Origin of the sequence: Chitinasiproducens palmae (genome assembly GCF_900095735.1) — a bacterium.
In the GTDB taxonomy this organism is placed as follows: domain Bacteria; phylum Pseudomonadota; class Gammaproteobacteria; order Burkholderiales; family Burkholderiaceae; genus Chitinasiproducens; species Chitinasiproducens palmae.
Genome location: NZ_FNLO01000017.1, coordinates 53,270 through 76,646, shown reverse-complemented (window position 1 = coordinate 76,646; position 23,377 = coordinate 53,270). Strand labels below are relative to the sequence as shown.

Annotated in this window: 24 protein-coding genes; 12 read left to right on the top strand and 12 right to left on the bottom strand. The window is 66.9% G+C overall.

Annotated features, from left to right (window positions below; all coding sequences use genetic code 11):
- Window positions 1-31: 31 nt before the first annotated feature.
- The 5 genes from BLU54_RS22000 to BLU54_RS21980 form a co-directional block, all read right to left on the bottom strand.
- The gene (locus tag BLU54_RS22000; protein WP_091913134.1) at window positions 32-811 is read right to left on the bottom strand and encodes a peptidylprolyl isomerase; all 780 of its coding nucleotides are present in this window, start codon (window positions 809-811) and stop codon (window positions 32-34) included.
- Between the two features lie 79 nt (window positions 812-890).
- Complete coding sequence (locus tag BLU54_RS21995) at window positions 891-1,187, bottom strand: BolA family protein (protein ID WP_091913132.1); 297 nt, start codon at window positions 1,185-1,187, stop codon at window positions 891-893.
- Window positions 1,184-1,711, bottom strand: a complete 528-nt coding sequence (locus BLU54_RS21990) for a septation protein A (protein ID WP_091913130.1) — start codon at window positions 1,709-1,711, stop codon at window positions 1,184-1,186. Before BLU54_RS21990 ends, BLU54_RS21995 begins: the two co-directional genes overlap by 4 nt.
- A gap of 10 nt (window positions 1,712-1,721) precedes the next feature.
- Window positions 1,722-2,207 carry a peptide-methionine (R)-S-oxide reductase MsrB gene (msrB, locus tag BLU54_RS21985; protein WP_091913128.1) on the bottom strand — a complete coding sequence of 162 codons (486 nt, stop codon included), beginning with the start codon at window positions 2,205-2,207 and terminating at the stop codon, window positions 1,722-1,724.
- Window positions 2,208-2,351: 144 nt separating this feature from the next.
- Window positions 2,352-3,941, bottom strand: coding sequence for a protein adenylyltransferase SelO (locus BLU54_RS21980; RefSeq protein ID WP_091913126.1), 1,590 nt, complete (start codon window positions 3,939-3,941; stop codon window positions 2,352-2,354).
- Between the two features lie 255 nt (window positions 3,942-4,196).
- Here BLU54_RS21980 and BLU54_RS21975 point away from each other — a divergent pair, with 255 nt between their 5' ends.
- Complete coding sequence (locus tag BLU54_RS21975; RefSeq protein ID WP_091913124.1) at window positions 4,197-4,496, top strand: Dabb family protein; 300 nt, start codon at window positions 4,197-4,199, stop codon at window positions 4,494-4,496.
- A 34-nt stretch (window positions 4,497-4,530) separates the two neighbouring features.
- Window positions 4,531-4,989 carry a PaaI family thioesterase gene (locus BLU54_RS21970; RefSeq protein ID WP_170845267.1) on the top strand — a complete coding sequence of 153 codons (459 nt, stop codon included), beginning with the start codon at window positions 4,531-4,533 and terminating at the stop codon, window positions 4,987-4,989.
- A gap of 262 nt (window positions 4,990-5,251) precedes the next feature.
- On the opposite strand, the gene BLU54_RS21965 is transcribed toward BLU54_RS21970, so the two are convergent.
- From BLU54_RS21965 to ygfZ, 3 genes are all read right to left on the bottom strand, one after another.
- Entirely contained in the window at window positions 5,252-6,199 is a 948-nt protein-coding gene (locus BLU54_RS21965) for an alpha/beta hydrolase (protein WP_091913122.1), read from the bottom strand.
- A complete protein-coding gene (locus BLU54_RS21960; RefSeq protein WP_139169794.1) occupies window positions 6,196-7,494 on the bottom strand; it encodes an MASE1 domain-containing protein in 1,299 nt (432 codons plus the stop codon). Before BLU54_RS21960 ends, BLU54_RS21965 begins: the two co-directional genes overlap by 4 nt.
- A gap of 419 nt (window positions 7,495-7,913) precedes the next feature.
- Window positions 7,914-8,924: a CAF17-like 4Fe-4S cluster assembly/insertion protein YgfZ gene (gene ygfZ, locus BLU54_RS21955; protein WP_091913118.1), complete on the bottom strand. Its 1,011-nt coding sequence runs from the start codon at window positions 8,922-8,924 to the stop codon at window positions 7,914-7,916.
- A gap of 73 nt (window positions 8,925-8,997) precedes the next feature.
- Between ygfZ and mltG the strand changes: the two genes are divergently transcribed.
- The 9 genes from mltG to BLU54_RS21910 all read left to right on the top strand — a co-directional run bounded on the left by mltG (window position 8,998) and on the right by BLU54_RS21910 (window position 18,764).
- Window positions 8,998-9,999 carry an endolytic transglycosylase MltG gene (gene mltG, locus BLU54_RS21950; RefSeq protein WP_091913116.1) on the top strand — a complete coding sequence of 334 codons (1,002 nt, stop codon included), beginning with the start codon at window positions 8,998-9,000 and terminating at the stop codon, window positions 9,997-9,999.
- Window positions 9,999-10,649, top strand: coding sequence for a dTMP kinase (tmk, locus tag BLU54_RS21945; protein ID WP_091913114.1), 651 nt, complete (start codon window positions 9,999-10,001; stop codon window positions 10,647-10,649). Before mltG ends, tmk begins: the two co-directional genes overlap by 1 nt.
- 14 nt (window positions 10,650-10,663) lie before the next feature.
- Complete coding sequence (holB, locus tag BLU54_RS21940) at window positions 10,664-11,713, top strand: DNA polymerase III subunit delta' (protein WP_091913112.1); 1,050 nt, start codon at window positions 10,664-10,666, stop codon at window positions 11,711-11,713.
- A 54-nt stretch (window positions 11,714-11,767) separates the two neighbouring features.
- Window positions 11,768-12,355: a GNAT family N-acetyltransferase gene (locus tag BLU54_RS21935; protein ID WP_091913110.1), complete on the top strand. Its 588-nt coding sequence runs from the start codon at window positions 11,768-11,770 to the stop codon at window positions 12,353-12,355.
- Between the two features lie 290 nt (window positions 12,356-12,645).
- The gene (locus tag BLU54_RS21930; protein ID WP_091913108.1) at window positions 12,646-13,425 is read left to right on the top strand and encodes a TatD family hydrolase; all 780 of its coding nucleotides are present in this window, start codon (window positions 12,646-12,648) and stop codon (window positions 13,423-13,425) included.
- A 155-nt stretch (window positions 13,426-13,580) separates the two neighbouring features.
- Complete coding sequence (locus BLU54_RS21925) at window positions 13,581-14,282, top strand: ankyrin repeat domain-containing protein (protein WP_091913106.1); 702 nt, start codon at window positions 13,581-13,583, stop codon at window positions 14,280-14,282.
- A 491-nt stretch (window positions 14,283-14,773) separates the two neighbouring features.
- Window positions 14,774-15,874, top strand: a complete 1,101-nt coding sequence (locus BLU54_RS21920) for a mechanosensitive ion channel family protein (protein ID WP_091913104.1) — start codon at window positions 14,774-14,776, stop codon at window positions 15,872-15,874.
- A 201-nt stretch (window positions 15,875-16,075) separates the two neighbouring features.
- Window positions 16,076-17,452 carry an alpha,alpha-trehalose-phosphate synthase (UDP-forming) gene (otsA, locus tag BLU54_RS21915; RefSeq protein ID WP_091913102.1) on the top strand — a complete coding sequence of 459 codons (1,377 nt, stop codon included), beginning with the start codon at window positions 16,076-16,078 and terminating at the stop codon, window positions 17,450-17,452.
- 220 nt (window positions 17,453-17,672) lie between these two features.
- Window positions 17,673-18,764: a glycosyltransferase family 4 protein gene (locus BLU54_RS21910; RefSeq protein ID WP_091913100.1), complete on the top strand. Its 1,092-nt coding sequence runs from the start codon at window positions 17,673-17,675 to the stop codon at window positions 18,762-18,764.
- A gap of 140 nt (window positions 18,765-18,904) precedes the next feature.
- Here the strand turns inward: BLU54_RS21910 and BLU54_RS21905 are convergent, their stop codons facing one another.
- From BLU54_RS21905 to BLU54_RS21890, 4 genes are all read right to left on the bottom strand, one after another.
- The gene (locus BLU54_RS21905) at window positions 18,905-19,489 is read right to left on the bottom strand and encodes a BPSL1445 family SYLF domain-containing lipoprotein (RefSeq protein WP_091913098.1); all 585 of its coding nucleotides are present in this window, start codon (window positions 19,487-19,489) and stop codon (window positions 18,905-18,907) included.
- A gap of 1,024 nt (window positions 19,490-20,513) precedes the next feature.
- The gene (locus BLU54_RS21900) at window positions 20,514-20,750 is read right to left on the bottom strand and encodes a DUF2795 domain-containing protein (RefSeq protein ID WP_091913096.1); all 237 of its coding nucleotides are present in this window, start codon (window positions 20,748-20,750) and stop codon (window positions 20,514-20,516) included.
- A 44-nt stretch (window positions 20,751-20,794) separates the two neighbouring features.
- The gene (locus BLU54_RS21895) at window positions 20,795-21,112 is read right to left on the bottom strand and encodes a hypothetical protein (RefSeq protein WP_091913094.1); all 318 of its coding nucleotides are present in this window, start codon (window positions 21,110-21,112) and stop codon (window positions 20,795-20,797) included.
- A gap of 132 nt (window positions 21,113-21,244) precedes the next feature.
- Window positions 21,245-21,532 (bottom strand): HU family DNA-binding protein, encoded by a 288-nt coding sequence (locus BLU54_RS21890; RefSeq protein WP_091913092.1) that lies wholly within the window; start codon window positions 21,530-21,532, stop codon window positions 21,245-21,247.
- Window positions 21,533-22,073: 541 nt separating this feature from the next.
- On the opposite strand from BLU54_RS21890, the gene BLU54_RS21885 reads away from it, so the two are divergent.
- Window positions 22,074-23,375 (top strand): NCS2 family permease, encoded by a 1,302-nt coding sequence (locus BLU54_RS21885; protein WP_091913185.1) that lies wholly within the window; start codon window positions 22,074-22,076, stop codon window positions 23,373-23,375.
- Window positions 23,376-23,377 lie beyond the last annotated feature (2 nt).

Here is a 23,377-nt window from a genome sequence, read left to right as displayed (position 1 = left end):
TTGCAGTTGCGCGGCGTGGCGGCCGCGCGGCTTACTGAATCTTCGCCTTCTGACGCAGTTGCGCCTGGTATTGGCTGAGCGCTTCGGCAACTTCCTGCTGCTGCAGTTGCGGCTTCACGTCTTCGAACGACGGCAATTGCGCCTGACGGACATCGTCGACGCGGATGATGTGCCAGCCGAACTGGGTGTGCACCGGCGCATCGGTGGTCTGGCCCTTGCCGAGCTTGGCGGCCGCGGCGGAGAACTCCGGCACGTAGCCCTGCAACGGCGCCCAGTCGAGGTCGCCGCCGTTCTTGCCCGAGCCCGGATCCTTCGAGAATTTCTTCGCCAGTTCCTCGAACGATGCGCCACCCTTGATCTCGGCGATCAGTTGCTTGGCCTGCGCTTCGCTGTCGACCAGGATGTGATGCAGGTGGTATTCCTTCGAATCCACGCCGGCTACCAGCTGGTCGTACTTCGCCTTCAGCGCTTGATCGCTCGGCGTGTGCGTCTTCACGAAGTCCTCGAGCAGCGCGCGGATCGCGATGCTCTGCTGCGCCAGTGCGACCTGTGCGCGAACGGCGGGCCGGTTCAGCACGCCCTGGCGCGCCGCTTCCTGGTACAGCACTTCGCGGTTGATCAGTTCCTCGCGGACCTGCTGGCGCATTTCCGGCGTGGCCGGCTTGCCTTGAGCGACGGCTTGCAGCATCACATCCTGCTGCGTCACCGGAATCGGCGTGCCGTTGACGACGGCGACATTCTGTGCGGACGCGCCATGCGCGACGACGAGCGCGGTCAGGGCGAGCGCCGCGCGGGACAAGCGTTGATTCATTGTGGAGATCCTGATCGAAGATCCTGGGTTTTGCATCGAAGCCGGCGCGCGGCGGCGGGCCGCCAAGAACGGCCGCGGATCAGACCGGCTGCTGCTCGGCCGGCGTCAGCGCCGTGATGGCAAGCGCGTGTATGCCGTCGCGCATCGCATCGGCGAGCGCATCATACACCAGCCGATGACGGCCGACGCGGCTTTTGCCGGCGAACGCCTCGGCCACCACGATCACCGTGAAGTGACTGCCTTCGCCGGCGCCCGCGTGTCCGGCGTGCTTGGCGCTGTCGTCGATGATCGTCAGATCGGTGGGCGCGAGCGCGGCACGCAGGCGCGCTTCGATCAGCGTCCGCATGGCCGCGGCGCGGCCGCTTGCTTCGGTCATTGTTCTTTCAGATGTTTGCCCAGCCACACGCTCTGGGCGATGATGAACAGGAAAGTCAGCCCAGCGCCGCCGAACAGCTTGTAGTTGACCCAGACATCGGTGGACACGTGGTAGGCGATGACGATGTTCAGCACGCCCAGCACCGCGAAGAACACCGCCCAAAGGACGGTCAGTCGCGACCAGACCGGGTCCGGCAGCGTCAACTGGCTCGACAGCAGTGCGCGCAACGGCTGCTTGCCCAACAACAGGCCACCGAGCAACGCGATCGACGATGCCCAATAGAGCGCGGTCGGCTTCCACTTGATGAAGGTCGGGTCGTCGAGCAGCAGCGTCGCGCCACCGAATACCGCGACGATCGCGAAGCTGACCCACAGCATCGGGTCGACACGGCGGTGCCGCACGGCCATCCAGAGAATCTGCAGGACCGTCGCGGCGATCGACACGCCGGTCGCGACATAGATGCCGGCGATCTTGAAGGCGATGAAAAACAGGATGACCGGCAACAGGTCGAACAGAAGCTTCATGGCAGCGCGCTCAGGCGGGGTCGGACGGCGACGTGGGGTCGAATTGTAGCGCAGCCGAATTGATGCAGTAGCGCAGCCCGGTCGGATTCGGCCCATCGTTGAATACGTGACCCAGGTGCGCGTCGCATACCTTGCAGCGGACCTCGATGCGCAGCATGCCGTGCGAGCGGTCGGTCTTCTCGGCGATGACCTCGCCCTGGATCGGCTTGAAATAGCTGGGCCAGCCGCACCCGGCGTCGAACTTGGTCGTCGATTCGAACAGCGGCGTGCCGCAGCACACGCAGTGGTAGACGCCGGTTTGCCAGTGATCCCAATATTCGCCGGTGAACGGGCGCTCGGTGGCCGCCTCGCGGGTGACGCGGTATTGGATGTCGCTCAGGTCACGGCGCCAGCGCGCATCGTCGTCGATGCCGGTTTCGACCGCGCCAGCGGCGCTCTGGGTCGTGCCGGGTGCCGACGGTTCGGCGAGCGGGTTGCGGCTTTTCGGGTCGGTCATGGTCAAGGCTCCAGTCGGCGCGAGTTGATCGCGCGCGCGAAAATCGAGATTGCCGGCCCGACGGCGGGAAGGGGCCGGGGCGGCAGCGAAACGGTCATTTGGAAGCGCGGCGCGGCATCCGCTGGGTCCGCGCGGCGCACGGCGCTACGAGGAGCAGCTCACCTCCAAGCCGCTCGCCCAGTCGGGCGGCAGTCCGGCATAGGCGGCGAATTCCGGCTGCTCGTCGAAGGGACGTTCCAGAATGTGCAGCAGGCGGCGTACCTCGCCGTCGTCACCGGCCTGCGCCTGCCGGATTGCTAGTTCGGCCAGGTGGTTGCGAAGCACGTATTTGGGGTTGACGCGGTTCATCGCAAGCGCGCGCGATGCGTCGTCGCGCTTTTCCAGCGCCAGCCGCGCGCGGTATCGGTCGCACCAGCGATCGAAGCCGGCGCGGTCTGCGAACAGGTCGCGCACGGCCTGTGCGCCCGGCTCGACGGCATCCGCCGCTCCCGTCGCCCCCGCTGCATCCGCCGCACCCGCCGCTCCTGAATCGCGCCGGATGCCTGACAGCAGACGGAAGGTCAGCGTGTAGTCGGCTCGATTCGCATGCATCAACTCGAACAGATCGTCAAACAGTGCGCCGTCGGCTTCGTCGTCGACGCGTTCCGCCAGTCCAAGCTTGGCGCGCAACTGGGCTTCCATCTCGGTCGCATAGGCCGGCTTGTAACGATCGAGCGCGGCCCGCGCCGCCTCGATCGACGCCTCGCCCTGTGGCAACAGCGGCAGCAGCGCGTGTCCGAGGCGGTACAGGTTCCAGAACGCAACCTGCGGCTGGCGCTGGAACGCATAGCGGCCGGCCTGATCGGTGTGGTTGCAGATGTGGTTCGCGTCGAAGCCGTCCAGGAAGCCGAACGGGCCATAGTCGATCGTCAGGCCGAGGATCGACATATTGTCGGTGTTCATGACCCCGTGGCAGAAGCCGACCGCCTGCCAGCGCGCGATCGTCACGGCGGTGGCCTGCGCAACGGCTTCGATGAACGCCAGCACGGGATCGGCGGCATCGCGGCAATGCGGATAGAAGCGATCGATGACGTGGTCGAGCAGGCGGCGGCTTAGATCCGCGCGACCCGTCGACGAAAAATGCTCGAAGTGGCCGAAGCGCACGAAACTGGGTGCAAGACGCGTGACGACCGCGGCCGTTTCGACCGTTTCGCGGCGAACCGGCAGTGGCGAGGCGACCACCGCCAGCGATCGCGTGGTGGCGATGCCGAGATGATGCATGGCCTCTGCACAGAGGAACTCCCGAATCGACGAACGCAGGACGGCGCGGCCGTCGCCCATTCGCGAATAGGGCGTCAAGCCGGCGCCCTTGAGCTGGATCTCGTAGCGCTGGTGAGCCGCGCCGACCTCGCCCAGCAGGTGGGCGCGGCCGTCGCCGAGCTGACCCGCCCAGACGCCGAACTGATGGCCGGAATAGACAGTGGCGATCGGCGCTGGCGTCAGACTGTGGCCGGCGAGGTGAGCAATCAGCGCCGGATCGTCGAAGGACTCGGGCGACCAGCCGATTTCCGTGGCGGCGTCGCGCGAGAACGCGACCAGGCGCGGCTCCGGCAAGGCCTGCGTCGGCACTTCGGTGAAGAAGTCGCGGCCCAGGCTGGCGAAGCCGTTCGAGGGCCAGGCGGGCGCGGCGGGCCAGCCGTCGGATGACGTCGGACTGGCCACCGCGGCGGCCGGGGCATGATGTGTGGGGTTCATCCGTTCATTCTAAGCGGCGCCCGGCCGGGGCGCTCAGCGCGGCCTTGACCCTTGCCGGCGCCCGGTCTTTGCTCGCCGGCACGGCGACCGGCGAGCACATGGACGAGGGCGCGCGCATGGGCGCGTCGGGCCAGCGGACGTTGCAAGTGCCGGCACTCTGCGGCATCCTCGCGGCTTGCGGCGCAGCGCCGACGGTCCGGCACGCGGCCCGGAGCGCGCGGCGAACCGCGTGACGGCGCCGAACAGAGGAATACCATGATCAGACATATCGTGATGTGGCGGTTGCAGGAGCAGACGGGTGCGGGCGGCAAGCCGGCGAAGATCGCTGAGATCTGTGCGGCATTGCGTACCTGCGCAGGGCTGCCGGGCGTCGTCGGCTTCGAGGTGGCGACCGCCACCGATGGGCTGGCGTCGAACTTCGACATCGTGTTGGATAGCCGCTTCGCCGACGAAGCGGCGCTCGACGCGTATCAGAACCATCCGACGCACCAGGCAATCCTGCCGATGATCCGTGCGGCGGTTGCCGAGCGCGCCTGTGTCGACTACGCCTACTGATCCAACCGCCCAGCGGGCCGCCGACGCGGCCGACTTGACCGCGTTCCTCGCGACGATCCCGTTCCTGCGCACGCTCGGCGTCGAATTCGACGGCATCGACGGCATCGACGGCGTCGAGGTGCGACTTGCGGTCGCGATCGGCGATCATCTGCGCAATGGCTGGCAGATTGCGCACGGCGGCGTGGTGATGGCGCTGGCGGATGCCAGTCTTGCCGCCGCGGCGCGCATGGTCGGTGGCGGCCGTGGCCTGGTGACGATCGAGATGAAGGTCAGCTTCATGCAGCCCGGTCATGAGCGCCTGGTGGCGACGGGGCGGGTGCTGCACCGTTCGTCGACGATGGCCTTCTGCGAAGGCGAGATCCACGACGCGGACGGCCAACTGGTCGCGAAGGCCTTGGGTACGTTCAAGTATCTGCGCGCCTTGCCGGTCGGCCGGCGCGTGGCGCGCGACCGCGCACTGCATGCGGCGCCTGGCGCGGCCCCTGGCGACTGACATCTGCCGCCCTGGCCGCGCGCGGCGCCGGCTGCTGACCGGCGTTCGAGCGGTCTGGCCGGGCCAGGCGAACCAGACGGGTCAGATGGGTCAGATGGGTCAGATGGGTCAGATGGGTCAGATGGGTCAGATGGGTCAGATGGGTCAGATGGGCCAGACGTGTCAGATCGGCCAGATCGGCCAGATCGGCCAGATGGGCGAGTGTGCCGTTGCGCTGCCGGCACCCCGACCGATGCCGCCAAACGCGGTGCGGCCGGCGCTGTCAGTCCAGTGCCGCTGTCTCGTCGGTAGGTGCGTCGGTAGGTGCGTCGGTAGCAGCGGTGTCGGCCGGTGCGGCCGCATTGGCCTGCTGACGGGTCGCGCGTCGGGCAATGCGCTCGGCCAGCGCGTCGCCCGCGCCGGCGCTGCGGCGGCTGCGTCGCGCGATCTCCGGGTCCAGGCCCAAATGCGCGAGTACGTTGGCGGCCACCTGCTCGCGATCGTTGTCGATGCAGATCATGTGATAGCTGTTCTCCACGATCGTCACCGCGACCCGCTCGTCGCCAATCTCGCGCTGCAGGAACTCGGCCGACTTCACGCTGGTCAGTTCGTCCTCGCGCGCGTGTACGACCAGCGTCGGACACAGGATCTGCCGCAGCCCGCTCATCACCCAGTGCCGCAGCCGGTCGACCTGCTGCACGCAATGAAGCGGTACCCAGCGATAGTGGAAGTTCTCGCCGCGCGCGAACTTCGCTTTGACGATCGCCCGGATCATGTCGTTCTTGATGCCGAACGGCTCCTCCTCGACGACCCGCATGCGCCGCGGCACGAGCGGCAACCGGTACAGCAGGAAGCGCAGCCGCGCATACCAGGGCGTCGACCAGCCGTCGATGAAGATCGGCGGCGCCAGCGCGACCAGGCGCCCGCGCTGGTGACGTTCCTGCTTGGCGACCTCGATCGCGAGCAACGCACCCATGCACATGCCGATCAGATGGACCGACTCATACTGGCCCAGCAGGTCGCGATACTTGTCGCGGGCGGCGTCCAGCCATTGCTCGGCGCTGACGTCGAGCAGGCTGTTCGGCTCCAGGCCGTGGCCCGGCAGGGTGATGCCATGCGTGTCCAGGCCGGCGCGGCGCAGGATCTTGTGCATCGAGCCAAGATCGTATTCCGTGCCGCCCAGCCCGTGAATCAACAGCGCAGCATGACGCTGCGTCGGTTCGGAAGTCACGCTGGCTCTCGCGCGACGGCGACCTGCGGCGTCTCGCGGCGCAGCATGCCTTCGATGCGATAGACCTCGCCGTCGAAGTCGACGATCGGCGCGCCGGTTTCGACCAGGTCGCGTTCCCGCCCGTCGTCGCCTCGGAAACGCAGGCGCAGCCCGGTGTCGCTGACTTCGCCGCGCCGCCGCTTTTGGAAGGCGGCGTGCAGCGGCGCGCGGTCGTCCTCGTGCACGCGGGCGACGAAATCGGGGACGGTCGCAATCGACGCCGGCGGCACGCCGAGCACTTCGGTAATTGGCCCGCCCCAGGCGATCCGGCCGGTGGCCGGGTCGAATTCAAATGCCACCTGCTGGCTGGCGAGCAGCGCACCCTCGTAGCGCAGGCGCCAGGCGGCCGCCTCGCGCAGCGCGCGTTGCCGGCTCGTGTTGAGCGCAACGGCAACCAGGCCGAAGACGGTCGCCGCACCGAGGTAGGCCTGCAGATCGGTGAGCGAGTCGGCCAGCGTCTCGCCCGGGAACGCGAACGGTCCGTCGCCCTGGACCGTGTGCACCGAGGACAGCGCGGCAAGCATGATCAGGCCGAGCGTGGTGCCGCGCTGATCCCAGACCAGGGCAAGCAAGACCACGAAGAACAGGGGCAGATAGGTCAGCGAATACTGCACGCCGCCGAACAGCAAGGCTGCGGCGCCGGGATTGAACACGGCCACGCCCGACACCAGCAGCGCCGCGAACCAGAGCAGGCCCAGCGCGAACTGGCGCCCGTTGATGCCGCCGGAGCGCTGCACGCGGAAATTCGACCAGGCGATGACCAGTGGCGCGCCGAGCAGGCAGCCGACGCCGTCGGACATCGCCCAGGTGGTCCAGTCGGTATAGCGCAACTGCTCGCCATTGAAGCGCAACGCCAAAATCAGGATCGCGCCCCCGGCCAGGCTGCCGACGATCACCGTGCCGAGGAACCAGAACAAGGACGCTGGTTGCGTCAGGTCGCAGCGCGCGCCGCATTTCCAGCGCCAGCCCCGTGCGATGCCGAACACATAGGCCAGATCGATGACGGCAAACAGCGCGGCGGTGCCGAGCGTTCGGCCGCTGACCACGCCGGCCACCACGTGGATCGTGCCGGCGATCAGCATCCAGACCGGCCAGTTCCGGTAAGGCGCGACCATCAAGGTGCCGAGCAGGATGCCGGCAGCCGGCCAGATCAGTGCGGCCAGCCGCACCTCGTCGCGGATGTGGATCGCCGCGAACGCGAGGAGGCCATAGCCGAGCAAGAACAGGATGAGGCGGGGAAGGCTGGGGCTGCGCATGCCGATCTCGCGAAAACGCACCGCGCCTCGCCATCTCCAAGGAGCGGGGCGAGGCGCGGTGCGAAACGGTAAGTGGCGCGATTGTAGCAAGCCAGGACGGCTCGCAGCGGGGCTGTGCTCAGATTGTGCTCAGATTCCGCTCGGCTGTCGCTCTATTGTCGCTCTGATGTCGCTCTGACGTCGCTCGGTGCGGTCTCAACCCTACATCCGATCGGTCTGGCGCGCATCGGCGCAGTGAAGATGCGGGCGGTGCGCAGGCGGTCCGCGGTGGCACGCGCACGGCGGCGGGGCCTATGCACGTCCAGGTCATCGCGTCCTGTCGCGGCGGTGGCGGCGGCGCCCGCGTCCGCAGGCGGCCGGACGGCTAGCGGCTGCTTGCTGGTCGCCGAGATGCGGCCGTCGGGCTGGGCGGCGCGACGTCAGTCCAGGGACGGCAACGCGTAGGGCAACGGCAGCAACGCGACGGGCGGACCATCCGCGGCGCCAGCGGCGAGCGGCACGCCCGCATCGCGCGCGGCGATCTTCAGCTCGACGATCGCGTCGACGCCGCCCGTCGGCGCGGGCGCGCTCAAGACCACCAGGCCGGCTGGCTGCGCGCCATCTCCGGCCACGAAGATCTCGCTGCCGACGGTCATCCGCTCGGCGTGCGCCAGCGTTGCGCGGCGTTTCACCGTGCCGCGGTACTGGCTGCGCGCGACCACCTCCTGGCCCGGATAGCAACCCTTGCGGAAGCTCACGCCACCGAGCGCCTCGTAGTTGATCATTTGCGGCACGAAACGGTCGCTGGTCGCCGCGACGACGCGCGGTTCGCCGGCGCGCACTTCCAGCCATTCCCACGATTGCAGCGCGGCCGGCGCGAAGCCCTCCGCCAGTTCGGCGCCGGCGCGCGCGCCGGGAACGATCCACAGGTAGCGCGCTTGCGGGCCGGTTTCCAGTGCCACGTCGCTCAAGCGGATCACCGTCGCGTCCGGTCCGTCGGCCCGACCGAGGGTGGTGTCCGGCAAGGCGTCCACATGGCGGGCCAGCGCGGCGGCGACCGCGCCCGGCTCGCCGAACACGCCGTACACCGCGTGCGTCGCCGAGGCATCGCTGAGGCTGACCTTGCTGCGCAGCACATACATGCGCAGGCGCTTCAGCATGGTCTCGTGCAGATCCGCGGACAACAGCAGGCGCACGCCCGGCGTCTCGGCGTCGCTCAAGCGCCAGTAGACGAAGGTTGCGAGCAGACGGCCCTTCGGCGAACAGAAGCCGCCCAGCCGGGCCGCCGCCGTATCCAGATGCTCGACGTCGTTGGTCAGCAGGTTGTGCAGATAGCTCAACGCGTCGGCACCGACCACGTCGATCAGGCGCAGCGAGTCGAGCCGGGCGATGGACGCCTGGCCGGCCGCGAAGTGGGCGGGCGGGGCATTGTGAAAGATATCGTCGGTCATCGGGCCAGTCTTCGTTCGAAGCGGAAACGGAAGCGTTTATTATATTGGGTTCGTCTCCGCTCAGTCGCAGGGCATGCCGTTCTCCAAGTTCCTCAAGCGCGCCGCGCTCCTCGCCATCCTGTTGGCCGTCGCGCTGGCGGCGCTGGCCTATCGTTGGGCGCACCAGCCGGTCCGCCTTGCCGCGTCGCCAATCGACGTGGCCATCCAGCCACGCAGCGCGCTGCCAGCGGTGCTTACGCAGTTGCAGGCCGGCGGCGTCACCTTCAATCACACGCTGTTCACGGCAATGACGCGTCTGCTGCGGCTCGACACGTCGATCAAATCGGGCAACTACGAGTTCCAGACCGGCACCACGCCCTACCAGTTGTTGTTGAAGCTGGCGCGGGGCGACGTCAATCAAAGCGTGGTGACGGTGATCGAGGGCTGGACCTTCGCCCGCATGCGCGCGGAGATCGACCAGAACCCGGATCTGAAGCACGATACGCTGGGCTTGAGCGAGGCGGCGTTGCTGGCCCGCATCGGGGCCGCCGAGAGCAAGGCCGAGGGGCTGTTCTTCCCGGATACCTACCTGTTTGCGCGCGGCACGAGCGATGTGGACATCTATACGCGCGCGTATCGGGTCGGACGGCTGCGGCTCGCGGAGGCCTGGCGCGAGCGCGCCGCCGACCTGCCGTACCGGACGCCATACGAAGCGCTGATTGCCGCGTCGCTGATCGAAAAGGAGACCGGCAGGGGCGACGAGCGCGGCCGCGTGTCCGCGGTGTTCGCAAACCGCTTGCGGGTCGGCATGCCGCTGCAGACCGACCCGAGCGTCGTCTACGGCCTGACCACGCCGCTCGACAAGCGGCTGCGCCGCCGGGATCTGACCACCGACACTCCGTACAATACCTACACGCGGCCCGGCTTGCCGCCGACGCCCATCGCACTGCCGGGGATGGCGGCGCTGGAGGCCGCGGTGCATCCGGTCAAGACCGACGCCTTGTACTTCGTCGCACGCGGCGACGGCTCCAGCGAGTTCTCCAATTCGCTCGACGCGCACAATCGGGCGGTCAACCGCTACCAGAGGGGGCAGTGATGTCAGGCAAGTCGGCGACGCCGCGCACGCGCGGCAAATTCATCACGTTCGAAGGCATCGACGGCGCGGGCAAGACCACGCACATCCTCGGCTGCCGCACGCTGCTCGAAAGCCGCCTGCAGGGCAGTGGCCGCGCGGTGGTGTCGACCCGCGAACCGGGCGGCACGCCGCTGGGCGAGGCGCTGCGCGACCTGGTTCTGCACCAGTCGATGCATCTCGATACCGAGGCCTTGCTGATGTTCGCGGCCCGGCGCGAGCACATGGACCGGGTGATCGGGCCGGCGTTGGCGCGCGGCGACTGGGTGCTGTGCGACCGGTTCACCGACGCGACGTTCGCCTACCAAGGCGGCGGCAGGGGGCTGCCGCGCGAGCGGCTCGACGCGCTCGAACGTTGGGTCCAAGGCGACTTTCAGCCGGACCTGACATTGCTGTTCGACGTGCCGCCGGATACGGCGGCGACGCGGCGGCAGGCGCACCAGTCGGACCGGTTCGAGCGCGAGTCGCACGAGTTTTTCGAGCGCACGCGCGACGAATATCTACGACGGGCGGCGGCGGCATCCGACCGGATACGCGTCATCGACGCGGGACGCGGCATCGATGCGGTACGCCGGGACGTCGACGCGGCCCTGCTCGCGTTGCTGGCAGTCTGAGCGGAGCGGTCGAGATGCTGTATCCATGGCAGGAAGGCGACTGGCGACGGCTCGACAGCCTCGCGGGCCGCTGGCCGCACGCGCTGTTGCTGCACGGGCAGGCCGGTATCGGCAAGTATGCATTTGCGCGGCACCTCGCGCAGTCGTTGCTGTGCGAGGCGCAGGCGACGACACGGCCGTGCGGCCGATGCATTGCGTGCAACTGGTTCGCGCAGGGCAACCACCCCGACTACCGCGCCGTTGTGCCGGAAGCGCTGGAAGCCGCCCTGGGTACGGGCGGCCCCGACGCGCAGGGGGGGAAAGCCGAAAAGGGCGAGGGCGAGGGCGCGAAGTCGGACGGCGAGGGTGCCAAGGGCAAGGCGCCGAGCAAGGACATCCGCGTGGAACAGATCAGGGCCTTGCTCGACTTCTGCGCGCTGGGTTCGCACCGCGGCGGGGCGCGCGTCGCATTGCTGTACCCGGTCGACGCGATGAACGCCGCGGCCGCCAACGCCTTGCTCAAGACGCTGGAGGAACCGCCGGCCGATGTGGTCTTCCTGCTGGTGTGCGTGCATCCGGAACGGATCCTGCCGACCATCGCCAGCCGTTGCCGGCGCTGGCCGATGAGCCTGCCAGAGCGCACTGTCGCGGAAGCGTGGCTGGCCGAACAGGGCGTCGCGCAGCCTGCCCAGGCGCTGGCGGTCGCAGGCGGCTCGCCGTTGCTCGCGACCGCGCAGCAGCGCGAACCAGGGCAGGCGGTGCTGGTTGCGCAACTCGCGGCTGGCGCGCAATGCGATGCATTCGCCTGCGGCGAGGCGCTGGCAAAGAGCGCGCTGGCCGACGTGCACGGCTGCGTGCAGCGCTGGCTATATGATCTGCTGTCGATGCGGGAGGCCGGCGTCGTGCGCTACTTTCCCGACCATCGGGCAACCCTGGCGGCGTTGGCCGGGCAGGTCGACGGCACGGCGCTGGCTGGCCTGTTGTCACGCCTGACGCGACAGCGACGCAGTGACGCGCATCCGCTGAATGCCCGCCTGCGCGCGGAGGCCATCTGCCTCGAATATCGGGCGCTGTTCGGCGCGTGACTGACGCACGCTCGCACGCCCCCGTTCCTTGCATTACCGCATCTACGACCTGTCATGACCACAGACGAACGACTGCCGGTCCGCACTGCCGAACTGCGGCTGCGCGACGCCACCCGCGCGGATCTCGACGCGATTGTCGCGATCTATAACGAGACCATCGCGTCGCGGCAGGTAACAGCCGACCTCGAACCGGTGAGTGTTGCGAGCCGGATCGCCTGGTTCGAGGCGCACACGCCGTCGCGCCGGCCGCTGTGGGTCGTCGAAACCAGCGACGCGCGGTCCGGAGCGGAGCCGGGTGCCGCACCGCACATCGTCGGCTGGCTGAGCTTCAGCGACTTTTACGGCAGACCGGCCTATCTCGCGACGGCCGAGATCAGCATCTACCTCACGGAGCGGATGCGGGGCGCCGGGCTCGGCCGCGCGCTGCTCACACGGGCATTGCAATGCGCGCCCACGATCGGCGTGACGTCCGCGCTTGCCTTCATTTTCGGACATAATGAAGCAAGCCTGCGCCTGTTCGAAGCCTTCGGCTTCGCGACCTGGGGCCATCTGCCACGGGTCGCGTCGCTCGACGGCATCGAGCGCGATCTGGTCATTCTGGGCCGGCGGCTCGATGCGACGGCGCCCGATGCCCAGCCCTGAGTCCGAGCGGGGTTTCGACCGCGCGAGTCCGCGGCCGCGCGCTCTGCTGCTCAGGCCGTTGTTCAGGCCGTCGCTCTTGCTTTCGCTCATTTAGCGCCGCCCGGCGGTCGTCGTAGCGGCCTGGCGTGAACCACCCCATACCGGGCAACGGATGCGAACGCCGCAAGCTGTCGAACCGGGCGTGCGTCGCGCGGTGACCGATCGCCGCCCGTCCCGTGCGTCGCCGGACCGACAGTCCTTTGTCACGGGCCGCCGGAAGCGCGTCTCCTCTTAGTATTCAGGTCCTGCCGATGTACGTCGATTCGCACTGTCATATCTATTTCGAGGGATTGGTCGAGCGTTTGCCAGAACTGCTCGACAATATGCGGTCACGCGAGGTGACCCATGCGTTGTGCGCGAGCGTCGACCTGGAAACCTTCCCGCAAGTGTTGGCGGTGGCCGAAGCCGCGCCGAATGTCTACGCCTCGGTCGGCGTGCATCCGGATCACGAGCACGCGGCCGAGCCCGACGTCGAGCAGTTGGTCGCGCTGGCGGAGCATCCGAAGGTCGTCGCGATCGGCGAGACGGGGCTCGATTACTACCGGCTGGGGGAGCGGACCATCGCGGACATGGAGTGGCAGCGCGACCGGTTCCGGCGACACATTCGCGCATCGCGCGCGTGCGGCAAGCCGCTGATCATCCATACGCGGGCGGCCGCCGAAGACACCTTGCGACTGATGCGCGAAGAGCATGCGGACCAGGCCGGTGGCGTGATGCACTGCTTCACGGAAAGCTGGGAGGTCGCGGAAGCGGCGCTCGAACTCGGCTTCTATATCTCGATTTCCGGCATCGTCACCTTCAAGAGTGCGGCGGCGCTGCAGGACGTGGCACGACGCGTACCGGCGGACCGGCTGCTGATCGAGACGGACTCGCCGTACCTGGCGCCCGTGCCGTACCGCGGCAAGACCAACGAGCCGTCCTATGTCAGTCACGTCGGCGCATTCGTCGCCGCACTGCGCGGCGTGGCGCCGGCGCAGCTCGGACAGACGACGACGGACAATTTCTTCCGGCTGTTCAGCAAGGCGGCATGAAGCGTGCATTGTTGCGACACGGGTAGCGGCGGCGCGAGCAGCGTCACAGCCAGCAGCTGAATGGTTGCCCGCTACCGGCCGATGCACCGACGGCGGCACGCCGCGCGGCGCTGGCGACACCATCTTCGAAATGCTTCAACCATGGGGGTCACACGATGAATCTCGTTTCGTTCCAGATGCGCGCACGTGCATGGCGCGCGCTTGGCGCAGGTCTCGCACTGGCCGGCGCCTTGAGCGCGCCGGCCGCCCATGCCGCGCCGCTCGATACGATGATCAAGGCGATGAAGTTCAACGACGTCAAGGCAGTGCGCAAGATGCTGGCTGCTGGCGTCGATCCGAACGCCACCGACCCGCAGGGCTTTCCGCTGATCGTGCTCGGCGCGCGTGAAAAATCCGACGACGCGGTGCGCACGCTGCTGGACGACAAGCGTACCGATGTCGAGAAGACGGACAAGGCAGGCGAGAACGCGCTGATGATGGCCGCCATTGCCGGCGACGAGAAGCTGGTCAGGCTGCTGATCGAACGCGGCGCGGAAGTGAACAAGACTGGTTGGACGCCGCTGCACTACGCGGCAAGCGCCGGCAACGATGCGATCGTCGCGACGCTGCTGGAGGCGTCGGCCTTCGTCGATCCGGCCTCGCCGAACGGCACGACGCCGCTGATGATGGCAGCGCGCGGCGGCCACGTGTCGACGATGAAATTGCTGCTGGAACAGGGCGCGCAGAAGAACATGAAGAACCAGCTTGGCCTGACCGCGGCAGACTTCGCGGTGCGGTACAACGAGAAGGACGCCGCGACGCTGTTGGGCGCCTCGATCCCGGACACGCCGAATCAGCGGCCCGATCCCACCCGCTGAGCACAGCAGGCGCCTCCGGGCGCCTGCTTCGAATGGCTGCGCGCATCAGCGCACGCTTCTCCCATGCCGGCGGCACGCTGGCCTGCGGCTTGCATCTTCACGCTAAGCGTTTACCCTTGGCTGTGTAACCTTGGCGAGCGGCCCTGTCTGCGCCAGCGAGACCGGCAGGACGGTGCCTCATCGTATTGCCGACCGATGGCCGAGATGGCAGGGGTCGGCCCCAAGCTGTTGCGGGACGCCGATCAATGCGGATTGCCGCGTTGACGGGCATTGCAGAGGTCGGCAAAGCAGGCGGCTGCACTGGTTTCCGCTGCCGTCGCCGACGCCGCGACAACATAGCGTGAGCGCCGCACAGACGCCTCGGCGACGTCTCAACAACGCCGCAACAACGCCGCAACAACGCCGCAACAACGCGGATTTCGGGATGCAACGATCCCTCTAACCCCTGACTGGCGCGGCGCGCCGGTCGCCGATTGGAGACGACCGTCCAAATGAAATTCCTCGACTATGTCAACCTCGCTACCGAGGCGCCGCTCGATAATTGGCTGGGCGTCGCCGCGCTCACGCTGATCGTGTTGCTGGTCGGTCTGGGTATCCATCGCGCCGGCAGTACGCTGCTGCGCCGGCTGGTGCGCCACCGGCCCTTGCTGGGCGCCCTGGTGCAGTCGATTGACCGGCCCGCGCAGGTTGCGCTCACGGTCCTCGTTCTGCAGTTGGTATGGCAGAACGCGTCGGACGACCTGGCCGGCATCACCACGCTGCGGCGGGTTTCCGTGCTGGTGCTGGTTGGCGCGCTGACCTGGCTCGCCACGCGCGTCACCGGCGCGTTCGCGGAAGCGGTCATCCGGCTCAACCCGCTCGACATCGACGACAATCTGAGTGCCCGGGCGCTGCACACGCAGACGCGGGTATTGGCACGTTCGATTACCGCCGTGATCCTGATCATCGGCATCGGCGCAATGTTGATGACCTTGCCGAACGTCAGGCAGATCGGCACCAGCCTGCTGGCTTCCGCCGGCGTCGCAGGGCTGGTCGCCGGTATTGCCGCGCGACCCGTGCTGGGCAATCTGATCGCGGGCCTGCAGATTGCGCTGTCGCAGCCGATCCGTCTCGATGACGTGGTGGTGATCCAGGGCGAGTGGGGACGCGTCGAGGACATCGCCGGCAGCTACGTGACAGTGCGCATTTGGGACGAGCGACGCCTGATCGTGCCGCTGCAATGGCTGATCGAGAATCCGTTCCAGAACTGGACGCGCTCGAACTCACAATTGATCGGCAGCGTATTCCTGTGGCTCGATTACCGGATTCCGCTGGAACCGCTGCGGCGGGAGTTGCAACGCCTCTGCGAGCAGGCGAGCGAGTGGGACAAGCGCGTGCAGGTGCTACAGGTGACGGACAGCAATGAGCGCGCGATGCAGTTGCGCGCACTCGTGAGTTCGGTCAACTCGTCGTTGAATTGGGACCTGCGCTGCAAGGTTCGAGAAGGCCTGATCGCCTACGTATCTCGTCACTACCCCGAATATCTGCCGCGTCTGCGTACCGAGATCCCACAGCTGGAACGGGTGCCGGAAGCCAGCGCCGAATTCGCCTGAACACCGGGCGGCCCGGCCGTTGCGGCGGCTCGGGCCGGAAAGTTGCATGGTGTATCATGAATAATCTCAAAATCAGCCCCATACGGGCCGGGAGAGCCGGGATGGCCAGTCGCCGCGGCGCCTGCGCGCGCGGCATGCGTGCGCTGACGGCATGCGCATCCTGACGCCGTCCCAGCGCCTGGGGCACGGACAAACGTATCGATGAGTCGTCTAGTAGTCGTATCAAACCGGGTCGCGACGCCTACCGAGAGCAAGGGGTCGTCGGGTGGCCTGGCTGTCGGGGTATTCGGCGCGCTGAAAGACATGGGCGGGGTGTGGTTTGGCTGGAGCGGGGACACCGTCACCGAAGGCGCAAGCCACCGGCCTCCTCACATCGTTCAGGAAGGCAACGTTACGTTCGCCACCGTCGACCTCTCCCGCCGCGACTACGACCAGTACTACAAGGGCTTCTCCAACGGCACGCTGTGGCCGGTCTTTCACTACCGCAACGACCTGGCGCACTTCGACCGGCACGAGTATGCCGGCTACCGCCGCGTCAATGCGTGGCTGGCGCGCCAACTGCTGCCGCTGCTGAAGCCCGATGACGTCATCTGGGTGCACGACTATCACCTGATCCCCTTCGCAGAGGAACTGCGTCTCGCCGGCGTCAAGAACCGGATCGGCTACTTCCTGCATATTCCTTTTCCGGCGCCGCAGGTCATCCTGAACGTGCCGGTACACGAGGAACTGCTCAAGTCGCTCAGCTGCTACGACGTGGTCGGTTTCCAGACCGATGAAGACGAGCAGGCGTTTCAGGACTACATCGTTCGTCACGCACATGGCGTCGCGAAAGGCCGTGACGTACAGGCCTACGGCCGCAAGCTGCGCACCGGCGTCTATCGGATCGGCGTGTTCCCGGACGAGATCGCCGATCAGGCCGCGCGCTATGCGAAGCGCAAGGAAGTGCGCGAGCTGCGGACCAGTGTCGAGAATCGCAAGCTGGTGATGAGCGTCGACCGGCTCGACTATTCGAAGGGCATCGTCGAGCGCTTCAAGGCGTTCGAACAGTTGCTGGAAAGCTCGCCGGATTTGCAGAATCAGGTCAGTCTGGTGCAGATCGCGCCACCGACGCGCAGCGACGTCGCCACTTACCAGCAGATCAGGCGTACGCTGGAGTACGAGGCCGGGCGGATCAATGGCCGGTTTTCCGGACTCAACTACACGCCGATCCGCTATCTGAATCGCCGCTACGACCGGTGGGTGTTGATGTCGCTGTTCCGTCTCGCGCAAGTGGGTTTCGTCACGCCATTGCGAGACGGCATGAACCTGGTCGCGAAGGAATATGTCGCGGCCCAGGATCCGGACGACCCCGGCGTGCTGGTGCTGTCGCGCTTCGCGGGTGCGGCGGCGGAACTCGACGCGGCGTTGATCGTCAATCCACACGATATCGCCGGAATGGCCGAAGCGCTGATCCGGGGGCTGAAGATGCCGTTGGACGAACGTCGGGAGCGTCACCAAAGCATGCTCGCCGCGTTGCGTACCAATGATCTGGGCGTCTGGCGGGATACCTTCCTGCGGGATTTGAAAGCAAGCGCTTGAGCGTAAAAGGCCCCGACGGCCCGGCGGCTTCGGGGCGCGCAGGCCGAATGCTCCGCTGCCCGGGATTTCCGAGTTGCGCACGGCCGCCGGCACGACGCCCCCTGACGCGCCCCTGACGCGGCTTGGCGGCCGAGCGGCCCGCGCGTACATGCGGCGGCGGCCCGCAGCGCACTTTGCGATCGACCGCGAGTCGCTTTGCCGAGTTGATAGGAGGAACGCGATGAGAATCGCACAGATCGCCCCGTTGACGGAGTCGGTGCCACCCAAGCTGTATGGCGGCACCGAGCGTGTCGTCTCTTATTTGACCGAGGCACTGGTCGAGTTGGGCCACGACGTCACGCTGTTCGCCAGCGGCGATTCGATCACGGAGGCCAAGCTCGAGCCGGTTTGGCCGCGCGCGCTGCGCTTCGATGTCTCGATCCGCGACCGCATCGCGCCGCACATGCTGCTGCTGGAACGGGTGCGCCAGCGGGCCGGCGACTTTGATGTCCTGCACTTCCACCTCGACTACTACTCGTTTTCGCTGTTTGCCCGCCAGGACACCCCATTCCTGACGACCTTGCATGGCCGGCTCGACCTGCCGGAGCAACAGCCGGTCTTCGACGCATTCGACACCGCGCCGGTCATCTCGACCTCGACCGCGCAGCGCCGCATGCTGCCGCAGGCGCACTGGCTGGAGACGATCTACGACGGCATCCCGGCCAACCTCTATTCACTGGGCGACAGCCAGCCCGCCTATCTTGCGTTTCTCGGGCGCATTTCTCCCGAAAAACGACTGGATAGCGCGATTGCGATCGCGCGTCGCAGTGGCATGCCAATCCGCATTGCCGCCAAGATCGACGAGGCGGACCGCGCGTATTTCGAACAGGTGGTAAAGCCGCTGTTGCAGTTGCCTGGCGTCGATTACGTCGGCGAGATCGGCGAGAGCGAGAAGCAGACTTTCCTGGCCAACGCGCACGCGCTGCTGTGCCCGCTCGATTGGCCTGAGCCGTTCGGGCTGTCGATGATCGAGGCGATGGCCTGCGGCACGCCGGTCATTGCCTTCAATCGTGGCTCGGTGCACGAGGTGATCGACAACGGTGTCACGGGCTTCGTCGTCGAGGACGAGATCGGCGCGCTGGCGGCGCTGAACCGATTGGGCGAGCTGTCGCGTCGAACCATCCGTGAGCGGTTCGAGGCGCGCTTCACCTCGCACGCGATGGCGGAGCAGTATCTGAACGTCTACCGCAAGATGACGCGGGCGCGGCAACGGGCGCGGCTCAAATTGATCGATACGGCCGCCATCGAGGTGGTTGCGCCCGGCAAACGCTGAACGCGCGTCGTGGCGCCCATTAGCCGGCGCCCGAATTTAAAACGACCCGGCAGTGCCGCCTGCAATGCGAGGGGCCTTGCCGGGTCGGTTCGACCTGGACGTCGCGAGCAGGGACGGTCAGCGCCGCCCCCGCCGTCAGCTTACTCGCCCAGCGGCGAAACCTTCGTGCCTTCCAGCGTCAGATTTGCCATCAGGCCGGCGTTGGTCAGCACGAAAGCCTGCACCGGCGCGCGCACACTGTTCGTGTCGACGTTGCCGTTCGCGCCGATCTTCAGCACGGCGACCGACGCGTCCGCGCCCACTGCCCAGCCCTTGCTGTTGCGGAAACGGTCAAGCGCTTCCTGCGTCATGAACAGGAAGATGAGCGCCTTCGATTGTGCGCCGATCTGCAGGCCCACCGACGCGCTCAGCGTCTTGTAGTAGTTTTCCGTAGCGCCGCCGACGCGCAGCGCGCCTTCGCCGTACTGGCCGCCGACCACGAAGCCTGCCGCGACGACCGACGGGAACACCAGCACGCCGCGCGCCTTGGCAACCAGCTCACGCGAACCCGGCGCCGCCGTGTACAGGCGGGCGAGGGTCGAATCGACGCCCGAGTTGATTTCCTGACGCTTGCCGAGTTGGCCCGACTGCGACGCCGCCGGCGGCGTGGTCGTACAGGCAGCCAGCGAGATACCGGCAGCAGCCACCATTACGGAAGTCTTCATCATGAAAGCGCGTCGCAGCATTTTTCTTTTCTCCAGTCAAAAGTCGTCGTTGCCGGTCGGGTTTCGGCCTCGCCGCCCGACCTGCTGTTTCCGCGCATCCGCACCTCCTTGGGAAGCGGATAGGCGGTCGCGCGCTTCGCATCCGTGCGAAACGTCGATGCGGTAAGCAATGCACGATCCGCGCCAACTTGACGGCGGTCATGCGGGCGGGCTTACCGAAGCTGCGCGTAGACACCGCGCCCGACGCCCTCCCGAACTGTAAGTGCTGGCTGCGATTGAAAATTTCTCCCGGGCTTCGCTTGAGGCAGCGGAGCGCAGGCGAGCCCGCGGACTGCTTTGTTTGCAAAGCCGAGCCAAAGGTAAGTTGCGACGGTCGGCACTTCGGCATGCAATCGGTCAAAAATGACATGCGTGCGACAGTGTTCAGGCAGTCTCGGATTTGCGTTGCTTAGTTTCCCGCAGCCTGTTGCGCGCTAGGTATCGGATCGATCGGTTGGTGCTGCGCTGTGCCTCTGCTGTGCCTGTGTTGCGCCTACGTTTGGCTTGGGCTGCGCTCATGTCGCGTTGGCACGCGGGCTCAGTCGAAATGCGGCAGCACGCCCGATGGAGTCAAGCTGTGCGTGCCAAGCCGCGTCGATCATGTTGCTGACGCTTGTGTTGAACAGTGCACTCGGCACAGACGGCTCATCAGCTGGCTGCCGGTGGGGCGGTCGGCGCGACGGCATGCGGCCTAGGGTATCGCCGCGGACAGCGACCAGACGCGAGACTCAGTCGCTGTCCAGCCACGGCGCAGCCGCAGGACACCGAGCGATCTCAAGGGGCGGGGATTACCTTCGGCCCTCTTGCGCGACGGGCGAGGACTCGCAGATTGGCATCGATGACTGGCAGGCCGCGGAAGTATCGACGCGCAAGCAAGCGTGACTGCCACAGCCGCTTGGCGGTTGCCGGCCGTGCGCTCGGCCGCGCCAGATGTTAGCAGCAGATGTGGCCGCGAGTCGTGACCGTCAGAGGCGACTGCCAGAGGTGACCGCGACGTGACGTCAGTTCAGCGATTACCCAGCGCCGTGGTGACGTCGTCGGCGTCTTGATATTCTCGCTCGGGCAGGCCGTGCAACGCCGCGCTCAACTCGTTGCCTGCGCCAAGGCCGCGGGCCGCGTCGCGCAGGCAATCGGTGGTGGTCGGGAACTCGACGGACTGCAGCAATTCGGCAAGTACGGCCGAAAACGAATCAGGGCTACCTTGGTCGTCAGACGGAAGTCCAATCGCGGAACGCAGATTCATCGTCGCACGTCTCCTTTTCGAGGGCAAAGCGTTGGGAGCGTCGCTCAGATGGCGACGTTGCCGACCGGATGCAAGCCGGCCGAAGGCGATTCGACCACCGGCAGTTCGATGGTGTGCCAGCGCTCGATCGCGCCGTCCGCAGTCCGTTCGCTGCGTGTACGAACAATGAACGGCGTTCCGTCGCTGTCATCGGCATCGATCGCGCGCGCGTGCCGCTCGGCGGTGGCGGCAGGCGCCGGCGGGATCGGCGGTAAGGCACGATGCGCGGAAGCAGCTTGGGCGTGGGTCGGCTCGGCCGACGCAATCGTTGCGCCAATACCGGCGTGCAGCACGATGGCGCAAAAAAGGGCGAGACGTTTCATCGCTGTACTCCCGTTAACCTGACTCGGGAACGTATCAGCATTGAGCGTGCCTGCACCGCTAGCCCGCGCGACGGCGTCGACGGGCAGGGCGACTTGGAAAGGCGCGGCAGGCGGGCAGGGGCCCGCGTGGCCTTACTTCTTGCGTTGCGTGTTGACGGCGTTCTTGAGCGCGCTGCCGACGGTGAACTTCACGGACGACGATGCGGCGATCTCCAACGCAGCGCCGGTCGCGGGATTGCGGCCGGTGCGCGCGGCACGTTCGGTCGGCGCGAAAGTTCCGAAGCCGGTGATTTGCACGCTCTCGTCTCGGCTGAGCGCCTGCGTCACCACGGAGACGAAGGCGTTGACGATTTCCTGGCCACGGGATGCAGACACTTCCAGCTCGGCGGCCAATTTCTCGGCCAGTTCGCTTTTATTCATGTTCTCTTCCTGTCGACTGTCTTATCGGGCATGCGACGGCGCTCTACGGGCCGTGTCGGCAAGCATAGACGAACTTAAATCCCTGGAGCAACCACGCAGCGAGGCGTCGTATTTCGGCGACGGTCCGGCCGACGTGCAGTGGCGGGCGCTGAAAGGCGCCGAAGGGCGGCTTTGCGCGTTATCGCATATCATGGCGCCCTTGACACCGGCCAAGCCGGCCACGCCGACCACGAACCCGCCCGCGCGGTAACGCCCGGCTCGAGTCAGGCGGCGGAAACGGCGCGCTCGCAAGCAGCCTGGATCGTCGATGGCGTGCGCTGAGCGGACCGTCCTGCAGGCGCCGCGCGGGTTTCCGGGGCATGCCGGGCTGGTTTTCCGACGCTGGCCGACCCGTATCGCTCCGCCACCGGTCTGCCATGGCATGCCAGCGCACCGCGGTCGGATCGGGTTCCGTGCCGTGGCCCGCGCGCTTCGCCTGGCGCGGTGAATGGGCGGGCGGCGTGGCGCGGTCAATCTTTTTCTGGATTTCGTTGGAGCCGCCATGCAGGCGATCAAACGCTACTTCGGCTTCGATGAAGCGAAGACGGATTTCAAGACGGAGCTGCTCGCCGGCTTGACGACCTTCCTGACGATGGCCTACATCGTGTTCGTCAATCCGTCCATCCTTGCGGATGCCGGGATGCCGCGCGAGGCCGTCTTCGTCGCCACCTGCCTGGTCGCGGCCATCGCCAGCCTGGTGATGGGCCTCTACGCGAATTATCCGATTGCCTGCGCGCCCGGCATGGGCCTAAACGCCTATTTCGCATACACGGTCGTCAAGGGCATGGGTTTCAGCTGGCAGGCGGGCCTCGGCGCGGTGTTCCTGTCGGGCTGCCTGTTCCTGCTGGTCAGTCTGGTCGGCTTGCGCGAGGCCATCGTGCGGGGCATTCCGCGCTCGCTGCGCATTGCGATCACCAGCGGCATCGGACTGTTCCTGGCGCTCATCGCACTGAAGTCGGCGGGCTACGTCGTCGCGCATCCGGCAACCTTCGTTGCGCTCGGCGACCTGCGCAAGCCCGCCATCGCGCTCTCGGCAATCGGCTTTTTCGCGATCGTTGCGCTCGACTACTGGCGGGTTCGCGGTGCCATCCTGCTCGGCATCCTGCTGGTGACCGTGCTCAGTTTCATCTTCGACCAGAACGTGTTCCACGGCGTGGTCTCGACGCCGCCGTCGATCGCGCCGACCCTGTTCGCGCTCGATATCAAGGGCGCGTTGTCCACCGGCATCGTCAATGTCGTGCTGGTCTTCTTCCTGGTCGAACTGTTCGACGCGACAGGCACGCTGATGGGCGTGGCGAACCGCGCCGGCCTGCTCACGCAGGGGAAGATGGCGCGTCTCAATCGGGCGTTGCTGGCCGACAGCACGGCGATCGTCGCGGGCGCGATGCTCGGCACGTCGTCGACCACCGCCTTCGTCGAAAGTGCGTCGGGGGTCCAGGCAGGTGGACGCACGGGCATGACCGCGATTGTCGTGGCGGTGTTGTTCGTGCTCGCGCTGTTCTTCTCGCCATTGGCCGGCGCCGTGCCGGCCTATGCGACGGCGCCCGCGTTGCTCTACGTCGCCTGCCTGATGCTGCGCGATCTGGCCGATCTCGACTGGTTGGACGCGTCCGAAGCAGTGCCCGCGGCGCTGACCACGCTGACGATGCCGTTCACGTACTCGATCGCCGACGGCGTCGCGTTCGGTTTCATCGCCTACGCGGTGCTGAAGCTGCTATGCGGTAAAATGCGCGACGTTGCCAAGGTCGTATGGGTGATCGCGGCGCTGTTCGTTTTCCGTTTCGTCTACCTTGCCGCCGGCTAGGG